The sequence below is a fragment of the Burkholderia sp. Bp8963 genome, from assembly GCF_003854275.1.
GTDB lineage: Bacteria > Pseudomonadota > Gammaproteobacteria > Burkholderiales > Burkholderiaceae > Burkholderia.
This window is the reverse complement of sequence record NZ_QTQP01000017.1, coordinates 75841-96213: the sequence shown is the minus strand read 5'-3', so window position 1 is coordinate 96213 and position 20373 is coordinate 75841. Positions and strand designations below refer to the sequence as shown.

16 protein-coding genes, 1 tRNA gene and 1 riboswitch are annotated in these 20373 nt (G+C 68.1%); of the genes, 14 read left to right on the top strand and 3 right to left on the bottom strand.

Annotated elements, in window-relative coordinates:
- Positions 1 to 79: 79 nt before the first annotated feature.
- Positions 80 to 760 (bottom strand): DUF2968 domain-containing protein, encoded by a 681-nt coding sequence (locus tag DID96_RS16675; protein WP_124600388.1) that lies wholly within the window; start codon positions 758 to 760, stop codon positions 80 to 82.
- Between the two features lie 109 nt (positions 761 to 869).
- Complete coding sequence (locus DID96_RS16670) at positions 870 to 2123, bottom strand: gamma-glutamyl-gamma-aminobutyrate hydrolase family protein (protein ID WP_124600387.1); 1254 nt, start codon at positions 2121 to 2123, stop codon at positions 870 to 872.
- A 266-nt stretch (positions 2124 to 2389) separates the two neighbouring features.
- Between DID96_RS16670 and DID96_RS16660 the strand changes: the two genes are divergently transcribed.
- The 7 genes from DID96_RS16660 (at position 2390) to DID96_RS16625 (ending at position 10388) form a co-directional block, all read left to right on the top strand.
- Complete coding sequence (locus DID96_RS16660) at positions 2390 to 3073, top strand: GntR family transcriptional regulator (RefSeq protein WP_124600386.1); 684 nt, start codon at positions 2390 to 2392, stop codon at positions 3071 to 3073.
- A 7-nt stretch (positions 3074 to 3080) separates the two neighbouring features.
- On the top strand, positions 3081 to 4457 hold the full coding sequence (locus tag DID96_RS16655; RefSeq protein WP_124600385.1) for an amidase: 1377 nt from the start codon (positions 3081 to 3083) through the stop codon (positions 4455 to 4457).
- 159 nt (positions 4458 to 4616) lie between these two features.
- Positions 4617 to 5129 carry a disulfide bond formation protein B gene (locus tag DID96_RS16650; RefSeq protein ID WP_124600384.1) on the top strand — a complete coding sequence of 171 codons (513 nt, stop codon included), beginning with the start codon at positions 4617 to 4619 and terminating at the stop codon, positions 5127 to 5129.
- A gap of 717 nt (positions 5130 to 5846) precedes the next feature.
- Positions 5847 to 6851, top strand: coding sequence for a xanthine dehydrogenase accessory protein XdhC (xdhC, locus tag DID96_RS16645; protein ID WP_124600383.1), 1005 nt, complete (start codon positions 5847 to 5849; stop codon positions 6849 to 6851).
- Between the two features lie 18 nt (positions 6852 to 6869).
- Positions 6870 to 7895: an adenosine deaminase gene (locus tag DID96_RS16640; protein ID WP_124600382.1), complete on the top strand. Its 1026-nt coding sequence runs from the start codon at positions 6870 to 6872 to the stop codon at positions 7893 to 7895.
- A gap of 238 nt (positions 7896 to 8133) precedes the next feature.
- Entirely contained in the window at positions 8134 to 9447 is a 1314-nt protein-coding gene (gene guaD, locus DID96_RS16635) for a guanine deaminase (RefSeq protein WP_124600381.1), read from the top strand.
- A gap of 150 nt (positions 9448 to 9597) precedes the next feature.
- A riboswitch (yybP-ykoY riboswitch) is annotated at positions 9598 to 9773 on the top strand.
- 42 nt (positions 9774 to 9815) lie between these two features.
- Positions 9816 to 10388, top strand: coding sequence for a TMEM165/GDT1 family protein (locus tag DID96_RS16625; protein WP_124600380.1), 573 nt, complete (start codon positions 9816 to 9818; stop codon positions 10386 to 10388).
- A 123-nt stretch (positions 10389 to 10511) separates the two neighbouring features.
- On the opposite strand, the gene DID96_RS16620 is transcribed toward DID96_RS16625, so the two are convergent.
- Positions 10512 to 11207: a DUF4136 domain-containing protein gene (locus DID96_RS16620; RefSeq protein WP_124600379.1), complete on the bottom strand. Its 696-nt coding sequence runs from the start codon at positions 11205 to 11207 to the stop codon at positions 10512 to 10514.
- 186 nt (positions 11208 to 11393) lie between these two features.
- Between DID96_RS16620 and pepN the strand changes: the two genes are divergently transcribed.
- The 7 genes from pepN (at position 11394) to DID96_RS16585 (ending at position 20109) form a co-directional block, all read left to right on the top strand.
- Positions 11394 to 14084: an aminopeptidase N gene (gene pepN / locus DID96_RS16615; RefSeq protein ID WP_124600378.1), complete on the top strand. Its 2691-nt coding sequence runs from the start codon at positions 11394 to 11396 to the stop codon at positions 14082 to 14084.
- Positions 14085 to 14252: 168 nt separating this feature from the next.
- Positions 14253 to 15266, top strand: coding sequence for a class 1 fructose-bisphosphatase (locus DID96_RS16610; protein WP_124600377.1), 1014 nt, complete (start codon positions 14253 to 14255; stop codon positions 15264 to 15266).
- A gap of 206 nt (positions 15267 to 15472) precedes the next feature.
- A tRNA-Thr gene (locus DID96_RS16605) sits at positions 15473 to 15548 on the top strand.
- A 185-nt stretch (positions 15549 to 15733) separates the two neighbouring features.
- The gene (locus DID96_RS16600; protein WP_124600376.1) at positions 15734 to 16543 is read left to right on the top strand and encodes a LuxR C-terminal-related transcriptional regulator; all 810 of its coding nucleotides are present in this window, start codon (positions 15734 to 15736) and stop codon (positions 16541 to 16543) included.
- A gap of 210 nt (positions 16544 to 16753) precedes the next feature.
- Complete coding sequence (locus DID96_RS16595; protein WP_124600375.1) at positions 16754 to 18139, top strand: MFS transporter; 1386 nt, start codon at positions 16754 to 16756, stop codon at positions 18137 to 18139.
- A 3-nt stretch (positions 18140 to 18142) separates the two neighbouring features.
- Positions 18143 to 19900, top strand: coding sequence for an FAD-dependent oxidoreductase (locus tag DID96_RS16590; protein WP_124600374.1), 1758 nt, complete (start codon positions 18143 to 18145; stop codon positions 19898 to 19900).
- Entirely contained in the window at positions 19897 to 20109 is a 213-nt protein-coding gene (locus tag DID96_RS16585; protein WP_124600373.1) for a hypothetical protein, read from the top strand. The genes DID96_RS16590 and DID96_RS16585 overlap by 4 nt, the downstream gene beginning before the upstream one ends.
- Positions 20110 to 20373: the final 264 nt, after the last annotated feature.

Sequence of the window (20373 nt, the reverse complement as noted above, 5' to 3'; positions counted from 1 at the left end):
GCCGCAGCAAAAAAGAAAGCCCGGCGAAGGGTCGCTTCGCCGGGCTTCGTGTTGCGTCGATCCGAAGATCGTACGCGCGTTATTTGTGCACCGGCAATCCCGACTCGGTCTGGCGCTCGAGCTGCTGCACCTGCTGCTGCAGTTCACGCAACTGCACCTGCGCCGCACGCTTCTCGACCTGCAGTGCACGCGCCTGTTCTTCCGTCGTCTTCTGCCGCTGCGCAACCTCGGCCTGCTGGCTGCGCGCGACATTCAGGTCGGCCTGCAACTGCTGCGCACGATTCGTCGACAGCGCGATCACGCGCTCGAGAAACACCTTCTGCGCCTGCAGTTCCGTCCGGCGGATCTCGACGTCCGACAAGTGCACGGTCTGCTGGACGAAGTTCGCATACACCATCTCCGCACGGATCTTCTCCTGCGACCTGATCACGCGCCACAGATGCTTGTCCTGGAACAGCGCGACGTAGTACGTCATTTCCTGCGGATCGAACATCAGGCTGGCGCCGTAGCTGCCGTTGTACGTCGTGCGCATTTCGACGATCCTGCCGTCACGCAGCATCTGCGTCAGCTCGGCGACATTGCCTTGTGCGGCGCCGTTCGCGGCAGGCGCCGAGTCGCCGCTCAGGCTCGTCACGGCCGGGCGGGTGCCGGCAACGGGTGCCGACGCATCGTCGGACCATGCCGCGCCCGCATGCGCGCACAAGGCGATCGCAACGGTCCACGCTGCGGGTCGTGCAGGGAAGAAATTTCGGAAGGCCAACTTCAGACTCCGGCGAACGAATCGGGAACGCGTGATTATCGTTGAAATCGCCGGAGCCGCATCTCGAAATAATCCGGGATGCGGCACGTGATCACAAAGTCCGACAGTTTTACAGTCGCGTCTCGCGCGCGGCGCGCAGGAACGAGTCGAGTAGCGGCGTGCAGTCGAGCAGTTCGGCCCCTCCCGCGCGGTGGAACTCGGGGTGCCATTGCACGCCGACGACGAACGGCGCGCGCCGGTAGCGGATACCCTCGATGATCCCGTCGCCGGCCGACACGGCCTCGATGTTCAGGTCGCGGCCGAGATCGCGGATCGCCTGATGGTGGATCGAGTTGACGATCGCCTCGCGGCGACCCGGGAACATGCTCGCGAGCGTCGAGCTGTCGGGGAACCGGATCGCATGGCGGTGCTGGTCGTAATGCTCGCTCACGTGCGGGTTCGCGGTCGGCACGTCGGTCGCGATGTCCTGGTAGAGCGACCCGCCGAACGCGACGTTGATCAGCTGGCAGCCGCGACACACGCCGAGCACCGGCTTGCCGGACTCGACGAATTCGTGCAGCAGCTCAAGCTCGTACATGTCGCGCACACGGTCGCCCGGCCATTCGGGACGCGCGTCCGACGCCGCATAAGTCTGCGGCGACACGTCGGCGCCGCCTTGCAGCAGCAGGCCGTCGAGACACTTCGCGTAGTCGCGCAGTCGGATGTTGCTCGGATGCAGCATCCCCTGATGACCAACGGTAGGAATCATGAAGACCAGCACGTCGCGCGACATCACCCAGTGCGCGATCGACTCTTCGAGATACTGCAGCGTCTTGCCGCGCAGGCCCTTCGCGCCGGGTTCCGGGTGGAAGATGCGCGCGGACACGCCGATCCGCAGCGTGCGCTGCGTGATGCGCTGCCCGGCGCGGTCGAACAGCCGGCGCGCACGCGCCGCGATGATCCGGCCGAACACCGACCACGGCGTGTCGCTTTGCCTCAGGTAGGCAGGCGGCGCTGGCGTGCTTGCGGGCGGCGGCCGCGGCGTGTCGAAGTCGGGCTGCGCGCCGAAGCCCGGCGGCGGCGCGCCCGGCTTGCGTTCGCTCGCAGCCGCGCCGGCCGAAGCACCCGCGCTGCTGCCGGTTGCGGCACCGGAGGACGTGCCGGACGTGCCGGGCGCGCCCGGCTCCGATACCCCGGTGACGGGCGAAGCACCCGCGCCCGCGACGTCATCGGCGACGCCGTGTGCGGCAGACGCCTGCGCGGGCCGTCCGGCAGGCGCGCCGCCGGACACCGCATGCGCCGGATTCGGGCGGGTGGAGTCGAAAGAAGAAGAAGAAGAAGACGTGCCGGCCGAACCGGCAACAGAAGGCGTGTTTTCGCTCATGACGGTGGTCTGGTGCGTCGCTCACGCGTGTGGATTGACGAGGAATCATTATGCTTCAGTGCCCGATCGTGCGGTGAGCCGACAACATCTTGTCATCAATGTTGCAAGGGTCGGGTCAGTTTCCGCACGGGAATCGTCCCCGCCCGCACGGTCAGTTCGCTCCGCTGGACATCAGTGATATATCACAATAATATCGACGCATTGCTTACGCTCCTGAACTGCCCGAGCATGCGCTCGCCCCGTCCTGCCGCCGCGCCCCAGCCCGCATGAACATCCTGACCGACGCCCCGCCCACCCGCCCGCCCGACGTCTCGGCCGCCAGCCTCGCCGATCGCGCGTACGCGCTGATCCAGCGCGACATCATCACGATGCGCCTGAAACCCGGCGCCGCGCTCAACGAGGCCGATCTCGTCGCGCGAACCGGGATCGGCCGCACGCCGGTCCATCAGGCCGTGCATCGCCTCGTGCTCGAAGGGCTGCTGTCCGTGATGCCGCGCAAGGGCCTGATGGTGCAGCCGCTGTCGCTCGACGACATCGTCGCGGTGATCGACGTGCGTCGCATCAACGAGGCGCACTGCGCCGCGCTCGCCGCCCGTCACGCATCGCCCGACGATCTCGCGCGGATGGCCGCGCTGCTCGACGACGGACAGGCCTGCGCCGACCGGCACGACGTCGAAAGCATGATGGACCTCGACCGCGCGTTCCATCAGGCGATCGGCGCAGCCGCGCGCAACCCGGTGCTCGCCGACATCCTGCGCGGGCTGCATGAGCGGTCGCTGCGCTTCTGGTTCGTCACGCTGTCCGAACCACATCACCTCGCCGACGTGCAGCGCGAACACCGCGAGCTGTTCGAACGGCTCGCCGCGCGCGACGCCGACGGTGCGCGCGCGGCCATCGAACGCCATATCGATTCGTTCCGCGTCACCCTTCTTCAACATCTTCGCCCCTGAGCCGTCCATGACCACTTTCACGCCCTTCCCCCCGCTTGCCCAGCTTGCCGCGGACCTCGCCGCCGGCCGCACGACGAGCCGCGCGCTCGTCGACACCGCGCTCGAACGGATCGCCGATCCGGCCGGCCAGGGTGCCGTCGTGTTCACCGAGGTCGATGCCGACAACGCGCGCGCGGCGGCCGACGCGCACGACCGCCTGCGCGCCGCCGGCACCGTGCTGTCGCCGCTCGCGGGCATCCCGGTGTCGGTCAAGGACCTGTTCGACGTCGCCGGCCAGGTGACGCGCGCCGGCTCACGCGTGCTCGACGGCGCGCCGCCCGCGACGGCCGATGCGGTGGCCGTCGCGCGCCTGAAGCGCGCGGGCGCGGTGGTGGTCGGCCGCACCAACATGAGCGAGTTCGCATTCTCGGGGCTCGGCCTGAATCCGCATTTCGGCACCCCGCGCTCGCCGTACCGGCGCGACGTGCCGGGCGACGCACGGATCGCCGGCGGCTCGTCGTCGGGCGCTGCCGCGTCCGTCGCCGACGGGATGGCGGCCGTCGCGCTCGGCACCGACACCGGCGGCTCGATCCGGATCCCGGCCGCGCTGTGCGGGCTGACGGGCTTCAAGCCGACCGCGAGCCGCATTCCGAAGCAAGGCGGCGTGCCGCTGTCGACGACGCTCGATTCGTTCGGCCCGATCGGCCTGACGGTCGCATGCTGTGCGCTCGTCGACCGGATGCTCGCGGGCCTCGAGCCGCACGTGCCCGCCGCGCGGCCGCTCGAGGGCGTACGGCTCGGCGTGCTGACGAACTACGTGACGGACGGCGTCGATGCCGATGTAGCCGCCGCACTCGACACCGCGCTCAAGCACCTCGAGGCCGCGGGCGCGATCGTCAGCGAGGTGCGTTTCGCCGCGCTCGACCGGCTGCCGGAAGTCAACCGCTTCGGTTTCTCGCCGATCGAGGCCTATGCGTGGCACCGGCCGCTGCTCGCACGGCATCGCGAGCGCTACGACCCGCGCGTGCTGTCGCGCATCCTGAAAGGCGAGCCGGCCAGCGCGGCCGACTACCTCGACCTGCTCGCCGAGCGCGACGCGATGCTCGACGAAGCCGCGCACACGGTGTGGTCGCGCTTCGACGCGCTCGTCGCGCCGACCGTGCCGGTCGTGCCGCCGCGGATCGCGGAACTGGAAGCGGACGACGACGCGTTCGCACGCACCAACGCGCTGATTCTGCGCAACCCGAGCGCGTTCAATTTCCTCGACGCGTGCGCACTGTCGCTGCCGTGCCATGCGCGCGACGCGGCGCCGGTCGGCCTGATGCTCGCCGCCGCGCCGCATCGCGACGATGCGCTGCTCGCGATCGGCCAGGCGGTGGAAGCGGTGCTGAAAACGATCCGCTGACACGCGGCGGCGGGGTACGGCGGGGTACGGCGGGGTACGGCGGGGTATGACGGGGGGCAGCGGGGTGCCGCAAGCGCGCTGCCAGTTTCGTGCCAGCTCGTTCGCGCTAAAATCGCGCGATTGTTGACCGGACCGACCAACGAGGAACCCCGCCCGATCATGAACGATTACCTGCTTGCGCTACGCCGTGAACACCGCCTGCTGATGCTGCTCGGCTGGGTATGCATTGGCCTCCTTGCCGGTGCGCTTTACCTGCAGTACGTGAAGAACGAGGATCCGTGCCCGCTGTGCATCATCCAGCGCTACTTCTTCGCGGCGATCGGCATCTTCGCGTTCATCGCCGCCGGAATACGGAACTGGCGCGGCCTCTGGCTGCTCGAGCTGCTGATCGCGATCTCCGCGGCGGGCGGCGTCGGCACGGCCGCGCGGCATCTGTCGATCCAGATGAACCCCGGCTTCAGCTGCGGCTTCGATACGCTGCAGCCGATCGTCGACAGCCTGCCGCCCGCGCACTGGTTCCCCGGCATGTTCAAGGTCGCGGGGCTGTGCGAGACGGTCTATCCGCCGATCTTCGGCATCCTGCTGCCCGGCTGGGCGCTGATCGGCTTCGCCGCGATCCTGATCCTGGTCGCTGCGAGCCTCTGGCGCAACCGCCGCAAGCTCGTGGCCTGAACGGCGACGCGCGAAGCAAAGCCGGCCGCGCCCGATCGGGAACCAACCGTCCGGGCGCACCGCACGGGCCGGCCTGTCGAACCGCCGGCATGCAGCCGGCCGCGTATGGCCAGCGACGCATACCCGTCCGCTTTACCGTTCGCTTCTCAGCTCGCTTCTCCGCTCGCTGCTCCGCCCGTTCGCCGGCCCCGTGCGACCATCCGCACGATGCCGGCCGCGTAGTCCGCGCGTAAACCCCGACGCCGCGCGATTCCGCCGTTCCACGCGCCGCGCGCCGCGTCATCTCGCTGCCCGCCGAGCCTCACCGGGACTGCCGGGACTGCATTTTGGCCAGATGCACGGCCATCCGGCCCTCGACGTCGCGCGGCGGGCCTATGATCGACATGATCGCCATCTGATAGCGCGAATCAACGCCGGCCCATATTCCGGCCGCGCGACAGTGCTATCGTGACGTCTGGATGGCGATCTACGTGCGCGAGGCCGGGCGGTCTCGACCTCCTGCGTAACGCGCGCCTGATCCGCAATGTCGACTGGATTCATCATGACAACGCACACCATCCGCATCCGTCACCCTCATGGCGTTCCCGCGTCCCGCTCCGGGACGGCCGCGCTCATGCCGCGCGCCAGCGCCCGGCCCGCCCCGCTCCCGACGACAGTCTCCGCCGCGCCCGCCAGCCTGCGCCGCGCGTCGTGCGCCGATCTTCCGGGAGCGTGCTGATGGAACCCTGGCTCGGCGATCTCCAGCAACTGCTCGCGCACGGCGAAGCGGCCGTGCTCGTGACGGTCGCGCACACCGACGGCTCCGCGCCGCGCGAAGCGGGCACCAAGATGCTCGTGACACGCGACACCGCGCGCTACACGATCGGCGGCGGCCATCTGGAATGGCGCGCGATCGAAATCGCACGGCACCTGCTGAAGGACGGCGCGCATGTGTCCCATGCACGCAAGCTCGAGCGGCTCGCGCTCGGCCCGAGCCTAGGCCAGTGCTGCGGCGGAGCCGTCGTGCTCGCGTTCGAGCGGCTCGACGTCGGCGACCTCGGCTGGATCATGTCGCTCGCGAAACGCGTCGCGGCAGGCGCCGCGACCGTGCGTAGCGTATCATTCGGCCCCTCGCCGGGCGCGCCGCTGCTGAGCGAACCGGAACCGGCCGCCGCACACGCCGACTGCCTGCTGTGGGAAACCAGCGGCGTGGCGCTGATGACGGAGACGATCGCGCCCTACGCGTTCCCGGTCGTGCTGTTCGGCGCCGGGCACGTCAGCACCGCGCTCGTCAAGGTGCTCGCGACGCTGCCTTGCCACGTGCGCTGGGTCGACCGGCGCGACGCGCCGTTCCCGCCGTCGGACACGCTCGCCTGCATCGGCAACCTGACGATCGACGCCAGCGACACGCCGGACGATGCCGTCGACAGCGCGCCGCCGCAGGCCTACTTCATCGTGATGACGCACGACCACGCGCGGGACCTCGTGCTCGCCGAGCGCATCCTGCGGCGCGGCGACTATGCGTATTTCGGGATGATCGGCTCGCACGCGAAGCGCGTGCAGTTCGACCATCGCCTCGCGGCGTTCGGCATCGATCCGGCCCAGCTCGCGCGGATGCGCTGCCCGATCGGCGTCGAAGGCATCGTCGACAAGGCGCCCGAGGTGATCGCGATCTCGGTGGCCGCGCAGTTGCTGCAGGCCGTCGAGGCGAACGCGCCGGCGCATGCTTCCCCTACTTTCTGACCGACCAAGAAGAACGCCATGACCCCGACCTTCAAAGACAAGATTGCCCGCGCACCGAAAGCGGAGCTGCACATCCATATCGAAGGCTCGCTCGAACCCGAGCTGATCTTCGCGCTCGCGAAGCGCAACAACGTGAAGCTCGCGTACGACTCGATCGACGCACTGCGCGCCGCTTATGCGTTCACCGACCTGCAGTCGTTCCTCGACATCTATTACGCGGGCGCGAGCGTGCTGCTCACCGAGCAGGATTTCTACGACATGACGGCTGCGTACTGCGAGCGCGCGCTCGCGGACAACGTCGTCCACACCGAGCTGTTCTTCGACCCGCAAACGCATACCGAGCGCGGCGTGCCGATCGCGACCGTCGTCGCCGGCATCGAACGCGCACTCGCCGACTACGAGCAACGCGGCCTGTCGAGCAGGCTGATCCTGTGCTTCCTGCGCCACCTTTCCGAAGAAGACGCACTCGCGACGTTCGACGCCGCGCTGCCGCTTTTCGAGCAGTACGCGCATCGCCTGATCGGCGTCGGCCTCGACTCGTCCGAGCGCGGCAATCCGCCGTCCAAGTTCGCGCGCGTGTTCGAGAAAGCGCGTTCGCTCGGCCTGAAGCTCGTCGCGCATGCGGGCGAGGAAGGCCCGCCTGCGTATGTGTACGAAGCGCTCGACCTGCTGAAGGTCGACCGCATCGATCACGGCGTGCGCAGCATCGAGGATGAAGCGCTCGTCGAGCGTCTCGCCGCGACGCGCATGCCGCTGACCGTCTGCCCGCTGTCGAACCTGAAGCTGTGCGTGTTCGACGACATGGCGAAGCACACGCTGAAGTCGCTGCTCGAGCGCGGCGTCGCGGTGACGATCAACTCCGACGATCCGGCCTACTTTGGCGGCTACGTCAACGACAACTATTTCGCAACGGTGGAGGGGCTGCGCCTGACGGACGCGGAAGTCCACACCGTGATCCGCAACGGCTTCGAGGCATCGTTCGTCGACGCCGCGCAACGCGACGCGCTGACCGCGCGTCTCGATGCTTACTGGCACGCCGCCTGAGGATGCGGCGATGACGTTCGTTCCGTTGCCGAGATCGATGACAGACCCCTGCTGCACGTTCCGCATGTTCAGCACGTGCGGCTGTATCGCGCACGCGTTGCCCATGCAAGTGCAAGTGCCGAACACGCGCCGCCGCGGCAAGGCGAAGCCGGCAAAGCCGGCGCGGCCGGTCGCCGCAGCACTGCCGGCGCCGCTCGGGCGGCGCTGACCGATTCCTTTCCAACGCAGGACGAACGTTATGACGCAAACCGCTTTCCGTGCCCAGTTGCTGACCTTCACCGGCGACCCCGCACAATCCGGCCAGGCCGCGCACTACGAGGCCGACGGCCTGCTGATCGTCGACGACGGCAAGGTCGTCGCGGCCGGCGCGCATGTGCAGCTCGCGCCGACGCTCGCGCGCGACGCGCTCGTGCACGATCTGCGCGACAAGCTGATCGTGCCCGGCTTCATCGATACGCACATCCACTATCCGCAGACGGACATGATCGCGTCGCCGGCCCCCGGCCTGCTGCCGTGGCTCGACAAGTACACGTTCCCGACCGAGCGGCAGTTCGGCGACGCCGGGCATGCGCGCGAAGTCGCGGAATTCTTCGTCGACGAACTGCTTGCATGCGGGACGACGAGCGCACTCGTCTACTGCACGGTGCACAAGCAGTCGGCGGACGCCCTCTTCGCGGCGAGCGACGCGCGCGACCTGCGGATGATCGCAGGCAAGGTGCTGATGGACCGCAACTGCCCCGAATTCCTGCGCGACACCGCGCAATCGGGCTACGACGACAGCGCCGAGCTGATCGGCCGCTGGCACGGCCACGGCCGCCAGATGTACGCGCTCACGCCGCGCTTCGCGCCGACGTCGACCGAGGCGCAGCTCGAGGCCTGCGGCGAACTCGCGCGCCGCCATCCGGACGTGTTCGTGCAGAGCCACGTCGCCGAGAACGTCGACGAGGTGAAATGGGCGGCCGAGCTGTTCCCCGGCCACCGCAGCTATCTCGACATCTACGATCACTACGGGCTGCTGCGCCGCCGCGCGGTGTACGGCCACTGCATCCATCTCGACGACGAGGACCGCCGCCGGATGGCCGAAACGGGCACCGTGGTCGCGCATTGCCCGACGTCGAACTTCTTCCTCGGCAGCGGCCTGTTCGACTTCGACAAGGCGGGCGAATACGGCGTGCCAGTCGCACTCGCGACCGATGTCGGCGGCGGCACGTCGTTCTCGATGCTGCAGACGATGAACGAGGCACACAAGGTCGCGCGGCTGTCGGGGCATCACCTGAGCGCAACGCGGATGTTCTGGCTCGCGACCGCGGGCGCCGCGCACGCACTCGACCTCGCGGACACGGTCGGCACGCTCGCGCCGCGCACCGAGGCGGACTTCGTCGTGCTCGATCCGCAGGCGACGCCGCTGCTCGCGCGCCGCACGAAGCGCGCGGAATCGCTCGAGGAACTGCTGTTCGCGTTCGCGCTGCTCGGCGACGACCGGGCCGTGTACCGGACCTACGCGGCCGGCCGCTGCGTGCACGAGCGCGGCGCACCGCGCCGCGCGGCCTGACGGCACGCCGGCCCGCGAGCGCCACGCGCCGCGTACCGCGCAGGCCGGGCGGGCCTGACGTTAGGCGGACGGGCGCATCGCGCCCGCCTTTCCACACCGCACGACCGGTGCCCGCATCGCTTTCCCGCGCTGCACGCACCGTGCTAGAATCCGCTCCTCATTGGGGAGTAGCCGCTCCGCTCGATGTCCCGCGCTTTCGGCGCGCATCGTGACGGGGGCGTCCGTCAACAGACTTGGCCATTCGGCCATGGCGGACGCAGCCACCAAAGGCCTGGCGAGACCGATGGTTCACCGCGCGCCGCATCTGGGCCCGGCGCACGGTGGATCGTCGCTCGCACGCACAACAACAGGCCCGCGGAATTCCGTACGTGTCCCAAGCCTTCCTGATCTCCACCGGTGCCGTCGCCCTCGCAGAAATCGGCGACAAGACCCAACTGCTTTCCCTCGTGCTCGCTGCGCGTTACCGCAAGCCCGTGCCGATCATTCTCGGCGTGCTCGTCGCGACGCTCGTCAACCACGGCTGCGCAGGCGCGCTCGGCGAATGGCTCGGCGCGCTCGCCACGCCGTCGATCATGCGCTGGGCGCTCGCGTTCTCGTTCATCGGGATGGGGCTGTGGATCCTCGTGCCGGACAAGCTCGATGCCGACGAGGCCAACGCGAACCGCTCGCGGCTCGGCGTGTTCGGCGCGACCTTCGTCGCGTTCTTCCTCGCCGAAATGGGCGACAAGACCCAGATCGCGACCGTCGCGCTCGCCGCGCGCTTCCAGGATTACGTCGGTGTCGTGGCCGGCACGACGCTCGGGATGATGCTCGCGAACGTGCCGGCAATCCTGCTCGGCGACCGCTTCGCGCACCGCCTGCCGACGAAGGTCGTGCACGGCATCGCGGCCGTGATGTTCGTCGTGCTCGGCGCGCTGGCGCTGTTCGGCGTCGGCGTGTAAGCCGCGCCACGTGCCTCCCGCGGCGGAGGCGCGGCAGGCAGCCGTGGCGGAGGCGCCGCGGTGCCTGACGCTCAATAAAAAGGGCCGGCCTGCCGGCCGGCCCGCTTGCTGCCTGGTCCCGCGTTACTTCGAAGCCGCCGCGCCGGTCGCAGGCGCGGCCGGCACCACGCGCTCGTTGGCGGCCGGCATCGCAGGCCCGCCATGCTTGTCGACCGGCAGCCGCACCGTGCGCACCGCGCCGTTGCCGAGCGGGAAATCGGCGAGCGCGCTGCGCGCGAGGAACGGCATCGCATACAGCAGCGCGCCGTTGTCGCCGGTCGTGCGCGCGGTCACGTTGTACACCTCCTTGCCCGTCGCCCGCTCGGTGATCCGGATGCCGAGCGTGTAGTCGAACACCTGGTACGTCTGGTTCACGTAGCCGGACGGCATCGGACCCCAGGGCCCCCACGGGCCCCACGGCCCGCGCCGCCAGTACGGCCCCGGAAACCACGGGTCGTAATAGACGGGCTGCGGCACCGTCACGAGATCGCTGCCGATGCCGTACGTCAGCCCGACCAGATAGCGGGCGCTCGCCTGCGGCACCTGCCGGAACGCATACGCAGACAGTTCGTTCGCGACGATCGGCTCGTAGGTCGACTGCTCGATGCTGTTCTTCTGCGCGTCGGTGCGCGTGAACGCATAGGTGCGTGTCGCGTCGCTGCCGCTCCAGTCGGAGAAGGCCGTGACCTGCGTCGTCACATAGCTCGTGCAGCCCGCGAGCAGCGCCACGCACAGCGCCGCCGCCCATACTGCACCGCGATAAATCCGTTCGCGTTTCATGATCATCCTCTTCAATCCGTCACCCCGCCGCCGCGTCACGCGCAACGAACGGGATGCCGATAATACGCGGACTGTCCGACCCGGTAAAAAGTTCGCGCGGCACGCGGCGTCAAGCCTTTGTACAATGGGCCGGTTCGCCGGGCCCGCGCCGCGCGCCCTACCCCGATTCCCCCGACCTCGACGACCATGTCCGACAACGCCTCCTCCGCCGTGATCCGCCGCGCCGACTACACGCCGCCGGCCTTCCTCATCGATACCGTCGCGCTCGAATTCGACCTCGCGCCAGCCCGCACGATCGTCAGGAATACGATGCGCGTGCGCCGCAACCCCGACGCCGCCCCGACCCCGCACCTGGAGCTGATGGGCGAAGCGCTCGAATTCGTCGGCGCGCAGCTGAACGGCGCACCGTGCACGGCACGCGCGCACGAACACGGGCTGACCGTCGAGAACGTGCCCGACGCGTTCGAGCTGACGCTCGAAAGCGCGTGCGCGCCCGACCAGAATACGACGCTGTCCGGCCTGTACGTGTCGAGCGGCAACTTCTTTACACAGTGCGAGGCCGAGGGTTTCCGCCGCATCACCTACTTCCTCGACCGCCCCGACGTGATGGCGTCGTACACGGTGACGCTGCGCGCGGACAAGGCCGACTACCCGGTGCTGCTGTCGAACGGCAACCTCGTCGAGGCCGGCGACCTGCCCGACGGCCGCCACTTCGCGAAGTGGGAAGACCCGTTCCGCAAGCCGAGCTACCTGTTCGCGCTCGTCGCGGGCAAGCTCGTCGCGCTCGAGGACAAGATCACGACCGGCTCCGGCAAAGAGAAGCTGCTGCAGGTGTGGGTCGAGGCGCACGACATCGACAAGACCCGCCACGCAATGGATTCGCTGATCCACTCGATCCGCTGGGACGAAAAGCGCTTCGGCCTCGAGCTCGATCTCGACCGCTTCATGATCGTCGCGGTCGGCGACTTCAACATGGGCGCGATGGAGAACAAGGGGCTCAACATCTTCAACACGAAGTACGTGCTCGCGAACCCGGAAACGGCGACCGACACCGATTTCGCGAACATCGAGTCGGTGGTCGGCCACGAATACTTCCACAACTGGACCGGCAACCGCGTGACCTGCCGCGACTGGTTCCAGCTGAGCCTGAAGGAAGGCCTGACGGTTTTCCGCGACCAGGAGTTCTCGGCCGACATGGCGGCCGGCGACGACGCGAACGCGGCGGCGCGCGCGGTCAAGCGTATCGAGGACGTGCGCGTGCTGCGCCAGCTGCAGTTCGCCGAGGACGCGGGCCCGATGGCGCATCCGGTGCGCCCGGAAAGCTACGTCGAGATCAACAACTTCTACACGATGACCGTCTATGAGAAGGGCTCGGAAGTCGTGCGGATGTACCAGACCCTGTTCGGCCGCGACGGCTTCCGCGACGGGATGGACCTGTACTTCAAGCGCCACGACGGCCATGCGGTCACCTGCGACGATTTCCGCCACGCGATGGCGGACGCGAACGGCCGCGACCTCGCGCAGTTCGAGCGCTGGTACAGCCAGGCCGGCACGCCGCGCGTGACGGTGAAGACCGCATACGACGCGGCCGCGCGCCGTTACACGGTCACGCTCGCGCAAGGCTATGGCGACGCGTCGCCCGCCGCGCGCGAAACGCAGACGGGGCCGCTGCTGATTCCGTTCGCGATCGGCCTGATCGGCCGCGACGGCCGCGACCTCCCGCTGCGTCTCGACGGCGAGGCTGCCGCCGCCGGCACGACGCGCGTGCTCGACTTCACCGACGCCGAGCAGACCTTCACGTTCGTCGACGTGCCGGACGAGCCGCTGCCGTCGCTGCTGCGCAACTTCTCCGCGCCGGTGATCGTCGAGTACGACTACAGCGACGACGATCTCGCGTTCCTGCTCGCGCACGACAGCGATCCGTTCAACCGCTGGGAAGCGGGCCAGCGCCTTGCGACGCGCGCGCTGCTGACGCTCGCCGCGCGCGCCGCCGCGAACGAGCCGCTGACGCTCGGCGAGAACTTCGTCGCCGCGTTCCGCCGCGTGCTGACCGACGGCTCACTGTCGCCGGCGTTCCGCGAACTCGCGCTGACGCTGCCGTCCGAAACCTATCTCGCCGACCAGATGGCCGAATCCGATCCGGCCGCCGTGCATCGCGCGCGCCAGTTCGTGCGCCGCCAGCTCGCGACCGCGCTGCGCGCCGACTGGCTCGCCGCGTACGACGGCCACCAGACGCCGGGCGTCTATGAGCCGACGCCGGAAGCGTCCGGCCGCCGCGCACTGAAGAACCTCGCACTCGCGTACCTCGCGGAACTCGAGGATCCGGCCGACGCAGTGCGGCTCGCGAGCGCGCAGTACGACGCCGCGAACAATATGACCGATCGCGCGGCTGCACTCGGCGCGCTGCTGTCGGCCGCCGCCGCTGGCGCGAACGAACCGGCTGACCAGGCGCTCGCCGATTTCTACCAGCGCTTCGAAAAGGAAGCGCTCGTAATCGACAAGTGGTTCGCGATGCAGGCCGCGCAACGCGGCACGCCTGCGCATCCGACGCTCGACAAGGTCCGCAAGCTGCTCGCGCATCCGGCGTTCAATCTGAAGAACCCGAACCGCGCGCGCTCGCTGATCTTCAGCTTTTGCGCGGCGAACCCCGCGCAGTTCCATGCAGCGGACGGCTCGGGCTATGCATTCTGGGCCGAGCAGGTGCTCGCGCTCGACGCAATCAATCCGCAAGTCGCCGCGCGCCTCGCACGCTCGCTCGAACTGTGGCGCCGCTTCACGCCCGCGCTGCGCGACCGGATGAAGGCTGCGCTCGAACGGGTCGCCGCCGGCGCGAAGTCGCGCGACGTGCGCGAAATCGTCGAGAAGGCGCTCGCATAACGCAGTCGTCCGTGCTTCATCATCCGCCGCAAGCGACAAAGCCGGCGCCGCTCGATGCGGCGCCGGCTTTTTTATCCATGTAACCGGACGAAAAAAGCCCGTGGGGCGGCAGGCACGGCGGGTAAAATTGCGATTGCTCAAGGATTCTTTGGCCTTTCGGAGTCTGTCATGTCCATTGCCCGCCGCACCACGCTGTCCAAGTTCCTGATCGAACAGCAGCGTGAAACCAACAACCTCCCCGCCGACCTCCGCCTGCTGATCGAAGTCGTCGCCCGCGCATGCAAGGCGATCAGCTACAACGTGCAGAAAGGCGCGCTCGGCGAAGCGCTCGGCACCGCCGGCAGCGAAAACGTCCAGGGCGAAGTGCAGAAGAAGCTCGACATCCTGTCGAACGAAATCCTGCTCGACGCGAACGAATGGGGCGGTAACCTCGCCGCGATGGCGTCGGAAGAAATGGAAACGTTCTTCCCGATCCCGGCGAATTACCCGCGCGGCGAATACCTGCTGGTGTTCGATCCGCTCGACGGCTCGTCGAACATCGACGTGAATGTGTCGATCGGCACGATCTTCTCGGTGCTGCGCTGCCCGGACGGCAAGCAGGCGACCGAGGAATCGTTCCTGCAGCCGGGCACGCAGCAGGTTGCGGCCGGCTACGCGGTGTACGGCCCGCAAACGGTGTTCGTGCTGACGACCGGCAACGGCGTGAACTGCTTCACGCTCGACCGTGAAGTCGGTTCGTGGGTGCTCACGCAGAGCAACCTGCAGATTCCGGCCGACACGCGCGAATATGCGATCAACGCGTCGAACGCGCGTCACTGGTACGACCCGGTCAAGCGCTATATCGACGAGCTGAACGCCGGCAAGGATGGTCCGCGCGGCGACAACTTCAACATGCGCTGGGTCGCGTCGATGGTTGCCGACGTGCACCGCATCCTGAACCGCGGCGGCATCTTCATGTACCCGGCCGACAAGCGCACCCCCGATCGTCCGGGCAAGCTGCGCCTGATGTACGAAGCGAACCCGATGTCGTTCATCGTCGAACAGGCCGGCGGCGCTGCGACGAACGGCACGCAGCGCATCATGGAAGTGCAGCCGACCGGCCTGCACCAGCGCGTGCCGGTGTTCCTCGGTTCGAAGAACGAAGTCGAACGCGTGACGCGCTACCACACCGAAAACGACTGATTGCACTGCAACACTAGACGGCATCGCGAGACGCCAGTACAATCGCGCCTCGCGATGCAGCTCCACGGGGTCGCATCGCGGTGAAGTGAAAGCGGGAAATCCGCCGGATCGAGAAGTTTCGCGAAACAGCAGCAGCAAGCTGAAAAAATTTCGCAAAACCTCTTGCCAAGGTCTCAGATTTCACCATATAATTTCACTTCTCTGCTGCCGGTGTAGCTCAGTTGGTAGAGCAGCGCATTCGTAATGCGAAGGTCGTAGGTTCGACTCCTATCTCCGGCACCAAGATTCAAAGGGCTGACAAGCAATCGCTTGTCAGCCCTTTATCTTTTCCGGGCCCGAAAATTCACCGCAAGCCCGACGTCGCGCGAAGCCCCCGACCTCCCGCCCCGCTTGCGGGCATCTCCCGACTCTCGTCGCACACGCTGCGGACTACAATCTCCGCACCACCCCGCCCTTCACTTGGCATCATGCGCACCTGGCGCCTCGAGCGACCGAACCTCAGCGGACAGCTGGACGTATCCCGCGTAACCGGACTCGTCAGCGCGATCGGCGCAGGCGACCCGAACGCGTTTGCCGGCGAAGTCCTGAAGCTGTTCGACGATGCGCTGTCGGTCACGCAATGCACGGTCTTCGCATACGAGTTCGGCAATCGCCCGCGCACGATGTCGGTCGCCGATCATCGCGGCGGGCGCTACCTGCGTGACGTCGCCGATACCTACGCACGGCATTTCTACGCGCTCGACGGCAACCAGAAGATCGTGTCGACCGCGAGCCGCGGCCCGCACCGCCACGACCTGATGCTGCATCAGCAGACCGGCGACGAGATCGGCCACGAAGCGTATCGCGCCGCGTGCTATCGCGGCCCCGACGTATCCGACCGCCTGTCGCTGCTGATGCAGCCGAACGACGCGATCTGGCTGTCGATCAACCTGTACCGCGCGCACCGCAGCGGCCATTTCCAGCCACGCGAGATCGCGACGATCGAAGCGCTCGCGCCGCTGATCGCCCAGGCGGCGAAACACCATTACGCGCTCGCTGGCGCGACGCAGATCGGCATCCCCCAGTTGATGCTCGCGCGACTGCGCGGCGCGTGCCCGACGCTGTCGAAACGCGAACTCGACGTGCTGCGCGGCGTGCTCGAAGGCCAGACCGCACAAGAAATCGGCGAGACGATCGGCGTGAAAGCGTCAAGCGTCGTCACCTACCAGAAACGCGCGTATCGCCGCCTCGGCATTTCGAGCCAGCGCCAGCTGTTCGCGCTCTGCCTGCAGCCGTAGCCTTCGCTTTCCTCTGTCGTTTCCGGGTTTGTCCCGGTCCGCGTGCGTATGCGCGCTGTACCCAGGATGGGGACAGCGGCCCACGGGCTCGCCGCGATACTGCCGTCGACACGTCACCCGCCGCGCGCCGTCCGCACCTGGCTCGCCGGCGTACACAAGACGTGCGCGTACCGGGCCGCCCGCCCGGCCGCCCCGACCGGAGACACCCGTATGGACCCCGCCACGCTCGCCGACGCGCCCCTGCCGCACGCCACGCCCACCCCTGACGACACGGCCCGCAGGCTGATCGCGAAGATCTCGCGCCGCCTGCTCGGATTCCTGTTCGTGCTGTTCTTCTTCTCGTTCCTCGACCGGATCAACATCGGCTTCGCCGGTCTGACGATGACCCAGGATCTCGGCCTGTCCGGCATGCAGTTCGGACTCGCGACGACGCTCTTCTACATCGCGTACATCGCGTGTGGCGTGCCGGGCAACGTCGTGCTGTCGCGCATCGGCGCGCGCCGGTGGATCGGCGCGATGATGATCGCGTGGGGCATCGCGTCGTCCGCGACGATGTTCGCGACGAGCCCCGGCACGCTGTACGCGCTGCGCGTGCTGGTCGGCATCACCGAGGCCGGCTTCCTGCCCGGCATCCTGCTGTACCTGACCCACTGGTTCCCGGCGGCGTACCGCGCCCGCGCGAATGCGCTGTTCATGATCGCGATGCCGGTCACGGCCGCGCTCGGCTCGGCGGTGTCCGGCTACCTGCTCGCGCTCGACGGCACGTTCGGCCTGCGCGGCTGGCAGTGGCTGTTCGTGCTCGAAGGGCTCCCGGCCGCGCTGCTCGGCTTCGTCACGCTCGCACGGCTCGATGACCGGCCTGCCGACGCCCGCTGGCTGTCCGCCGACGAGAAGCGCACGCTCGCGCAATTGCTCGCGGCCGATCACGCAACACCCGCCGGCCATTCCGTTGCGCACACAACGACACTTTGGCGCGAGCTGACGTCCGCGCCGGTACTGCTGCTGTCGCTGACCTACTTCTGCCTCGTGAATTCGCTTGCGATGGTCGCCGTGTGGACGCCGCTGATCGTCAAGAGCTTCGACGACCACGCGAGCAATCGCACGGTCGGCCTGCTCGCTGCGGTTCCGCAAGTGTGCACGATCGTCGCGATGATCGTCTGGGGCCGGCGCTCGGATCGCCGCCAGGAACGTCAATGGCATTGCGTGATCCCGATGCTGTTCGCCGCGCTCGGCTGGCTCGCGACCGCGTGGGCGCCGTCTCCCGCATGGCGTCTGCTCGGCGTATGCGCGGCGTCGGCTGGCGCGTACACCGCGATGTCGATCTTCTGGACCACGCCCGACCTCGTGCTGAGCGCATCGGCGCGCGCGATCGGCATTGCGGCCGTCAACGCGATCGGCAACATCGGCTCCGCACTCAATCCGCTCGCGGTCGGCTGGCTGAAGGACGTCACGCACAGCTTCGCGGCCGGCCTGCTGTATGCGGCCGCGCTGCTCGCGATCGGCGCGCTGGTCGCGACGGTGTGGCCCGCCGCACGACGCACGGCATCACAGTCGCATCCGCAATCGTATCCGCATCTGCATTCGTCACAGGAGTAAACGATGGGCATCGCCTTCAAGCCATATCCGTTCGTCGCCGAGCGCCATGCCGCGCACCTGCCGGCATGCGACAACGGGGTCGACACGCGCCGGCATCGCGCTGCGATCGTCGGCGGCGGCCCGGTCGGGCTTGCCGTCGCACTCGGGCTCGCGAACCACGGCATTCGCTGTGTGCTGCTCGAATCGGACGACTCGGTCTGCCACGGCAGCCGCGCGATCTGCATCTCGCGGCGCAGCCTCGAGATCATCGAACGGCTCGGCGCGCTCGACGGCTTCCTGCGTGTCGGCCTGCCTTGGACCGGCGGGCGCAGCTTCTACCGGCACGACGAAGTGCTGCACTTCACGATGCCGCAGGACGAGAACCAGAAGCTGCCGCCGATGGTGAACCTCGCGCAGTATCACATCGAGCAGTTCCTGCTCGACGCGGCCGAGCGGCACGCCGACCTGATCGACATCCGCTGGCAGACGAAGGTCGCCAGCGTCGCGCGGCAGCCGGACGGCGTGCGCCTGAACGTCGGCACGCCGCTCGGCGACTACGCGCTCGACGCCGACTGGGTCATAGCGTGCGACGGCGGGCGCAGCACGATGCGCGAAGCGCTCGGCCTGTCGCTCACGGGCACGAGCTACGAGGGCCGCTACGTGATCGTCGACATCGCGCTCGACAGCGACCGGCCGACCGAACGCCTCGCGTACTTCGATCCGTCGTCGAATCCGGGTTCGACGGTGCTCGTCCACAAGCAGCCCGACAACGTATGGCGCATCGATTACCAGTTGCGCGACGACGAGGATGCCGAAGCGGCGGTGAAGCCGGAGAACGTGATGCCGCGCGTGCAGAGCCTGCTCGACATGATGGGCGAGCGCGGCGCGTGGGCGCCGATCTGGATCACCGTCTACAAGGCCAATGCACTGACGCTCGAACGCTATCGGCACAACCGCGTGCTGTTCTGCGGCGACGCCGCGCATCTCGTGCCGATCTTCGGCGTGCGTGGCGCGAACTCGGGCATCGACGATGCCGACAACCTCGCGTGGAAGCTCGCGCTCGTGATGCGCGGCATCGCGTCGGACACGCTGCTCGACAGCTACTCCGACGAGCGCGTATATGCGACGCGCGAGAACCTGCGCTACGGCACGAAGAGCACCGAGTTCATGGCGCCGCCATCGTTCGCGTTCGCGCTGATGCGCAAGGCCGTGCTGTCGCTCGCTGTTGCACATCCGGCGCTGCGTTCGCTGATCAATCCGCGCCAGACGTCCGCAATCGCATACGTCGAATCGCCGCTGAATGCGGCCGACACCGATTCGTTTGCTGCAGGCCCGGCGCCCGGCAGCGTACTCGCGGAATGTCCGCTGATGCTGTACGGCGCGCGCGGCGACGCTCGCCCGGGCCATCTGACCGACCTCGTCGCGCCGCGCTTCACCGCGCTTTGCTTCGCAGCCGAAGGCAGGCCCGATCCGTCGCTCGTCGACCTCGAACGGCGCATGCAGGACGCCGGCGTTCCTTTCAATCTCGTCGTGCTCGCGCAACGTGCGGGTGCGCAGCATCCGGCGTGCCGCGGCCATGACGCCGACGGGCGCCTCTACGGAATGTACGGCGCCCGCGACGGCACCGTCTATCTGGTGCGTCCGGACGGCCACGTGCTCGGCCGCTGGCATGCCGCCCGCGCCGCCGACGTCGAGGCCGCGCTCGAGCACGCGCTGCATCCGCTCACCCCGTCTACCCCGTCTACCCCGTCTACTCCGTCCACTCCGCAGGAGCACGCATGATCACCGACAGCGAACGCGATGCCGTGTACACCGAGCTTTGCCATACGATGACTCGCATCGGCGAGCCCGATGCGCCGCTGTTCCTCGCTCGCTTCGCATTGCTTGCGATCGAGGCGATCGGCGATGCGTCGGTTGCGGCGCGCCTGATCGTCGATGCGAGCACCGGGCTGCCCGGTGCCGGCACGCTGCGAGCGGCGGACGGGCAATAGCGCCCGCCCCCACGTGCCGAGCGGTCCGCATCCCGTTCGGCATCGACCATGCGACGCCGCAGCGAGCCCGTGCGCTGCCTGGCGTCGCCCTCATCGCTTCCCGCGACGAATATGCGTGACGTCGCTTCGCATTGCGTGCGTTGCGCCAGACGAAGTCGCAATCGGACGCACGTGTCGTGCGATCGGCTTGCCTCCTGAGACAGGCGCCATCAAATCGATAGCAGTACGATGCATCTCGCGTGACGAGAATCGGCTCGCCGCATG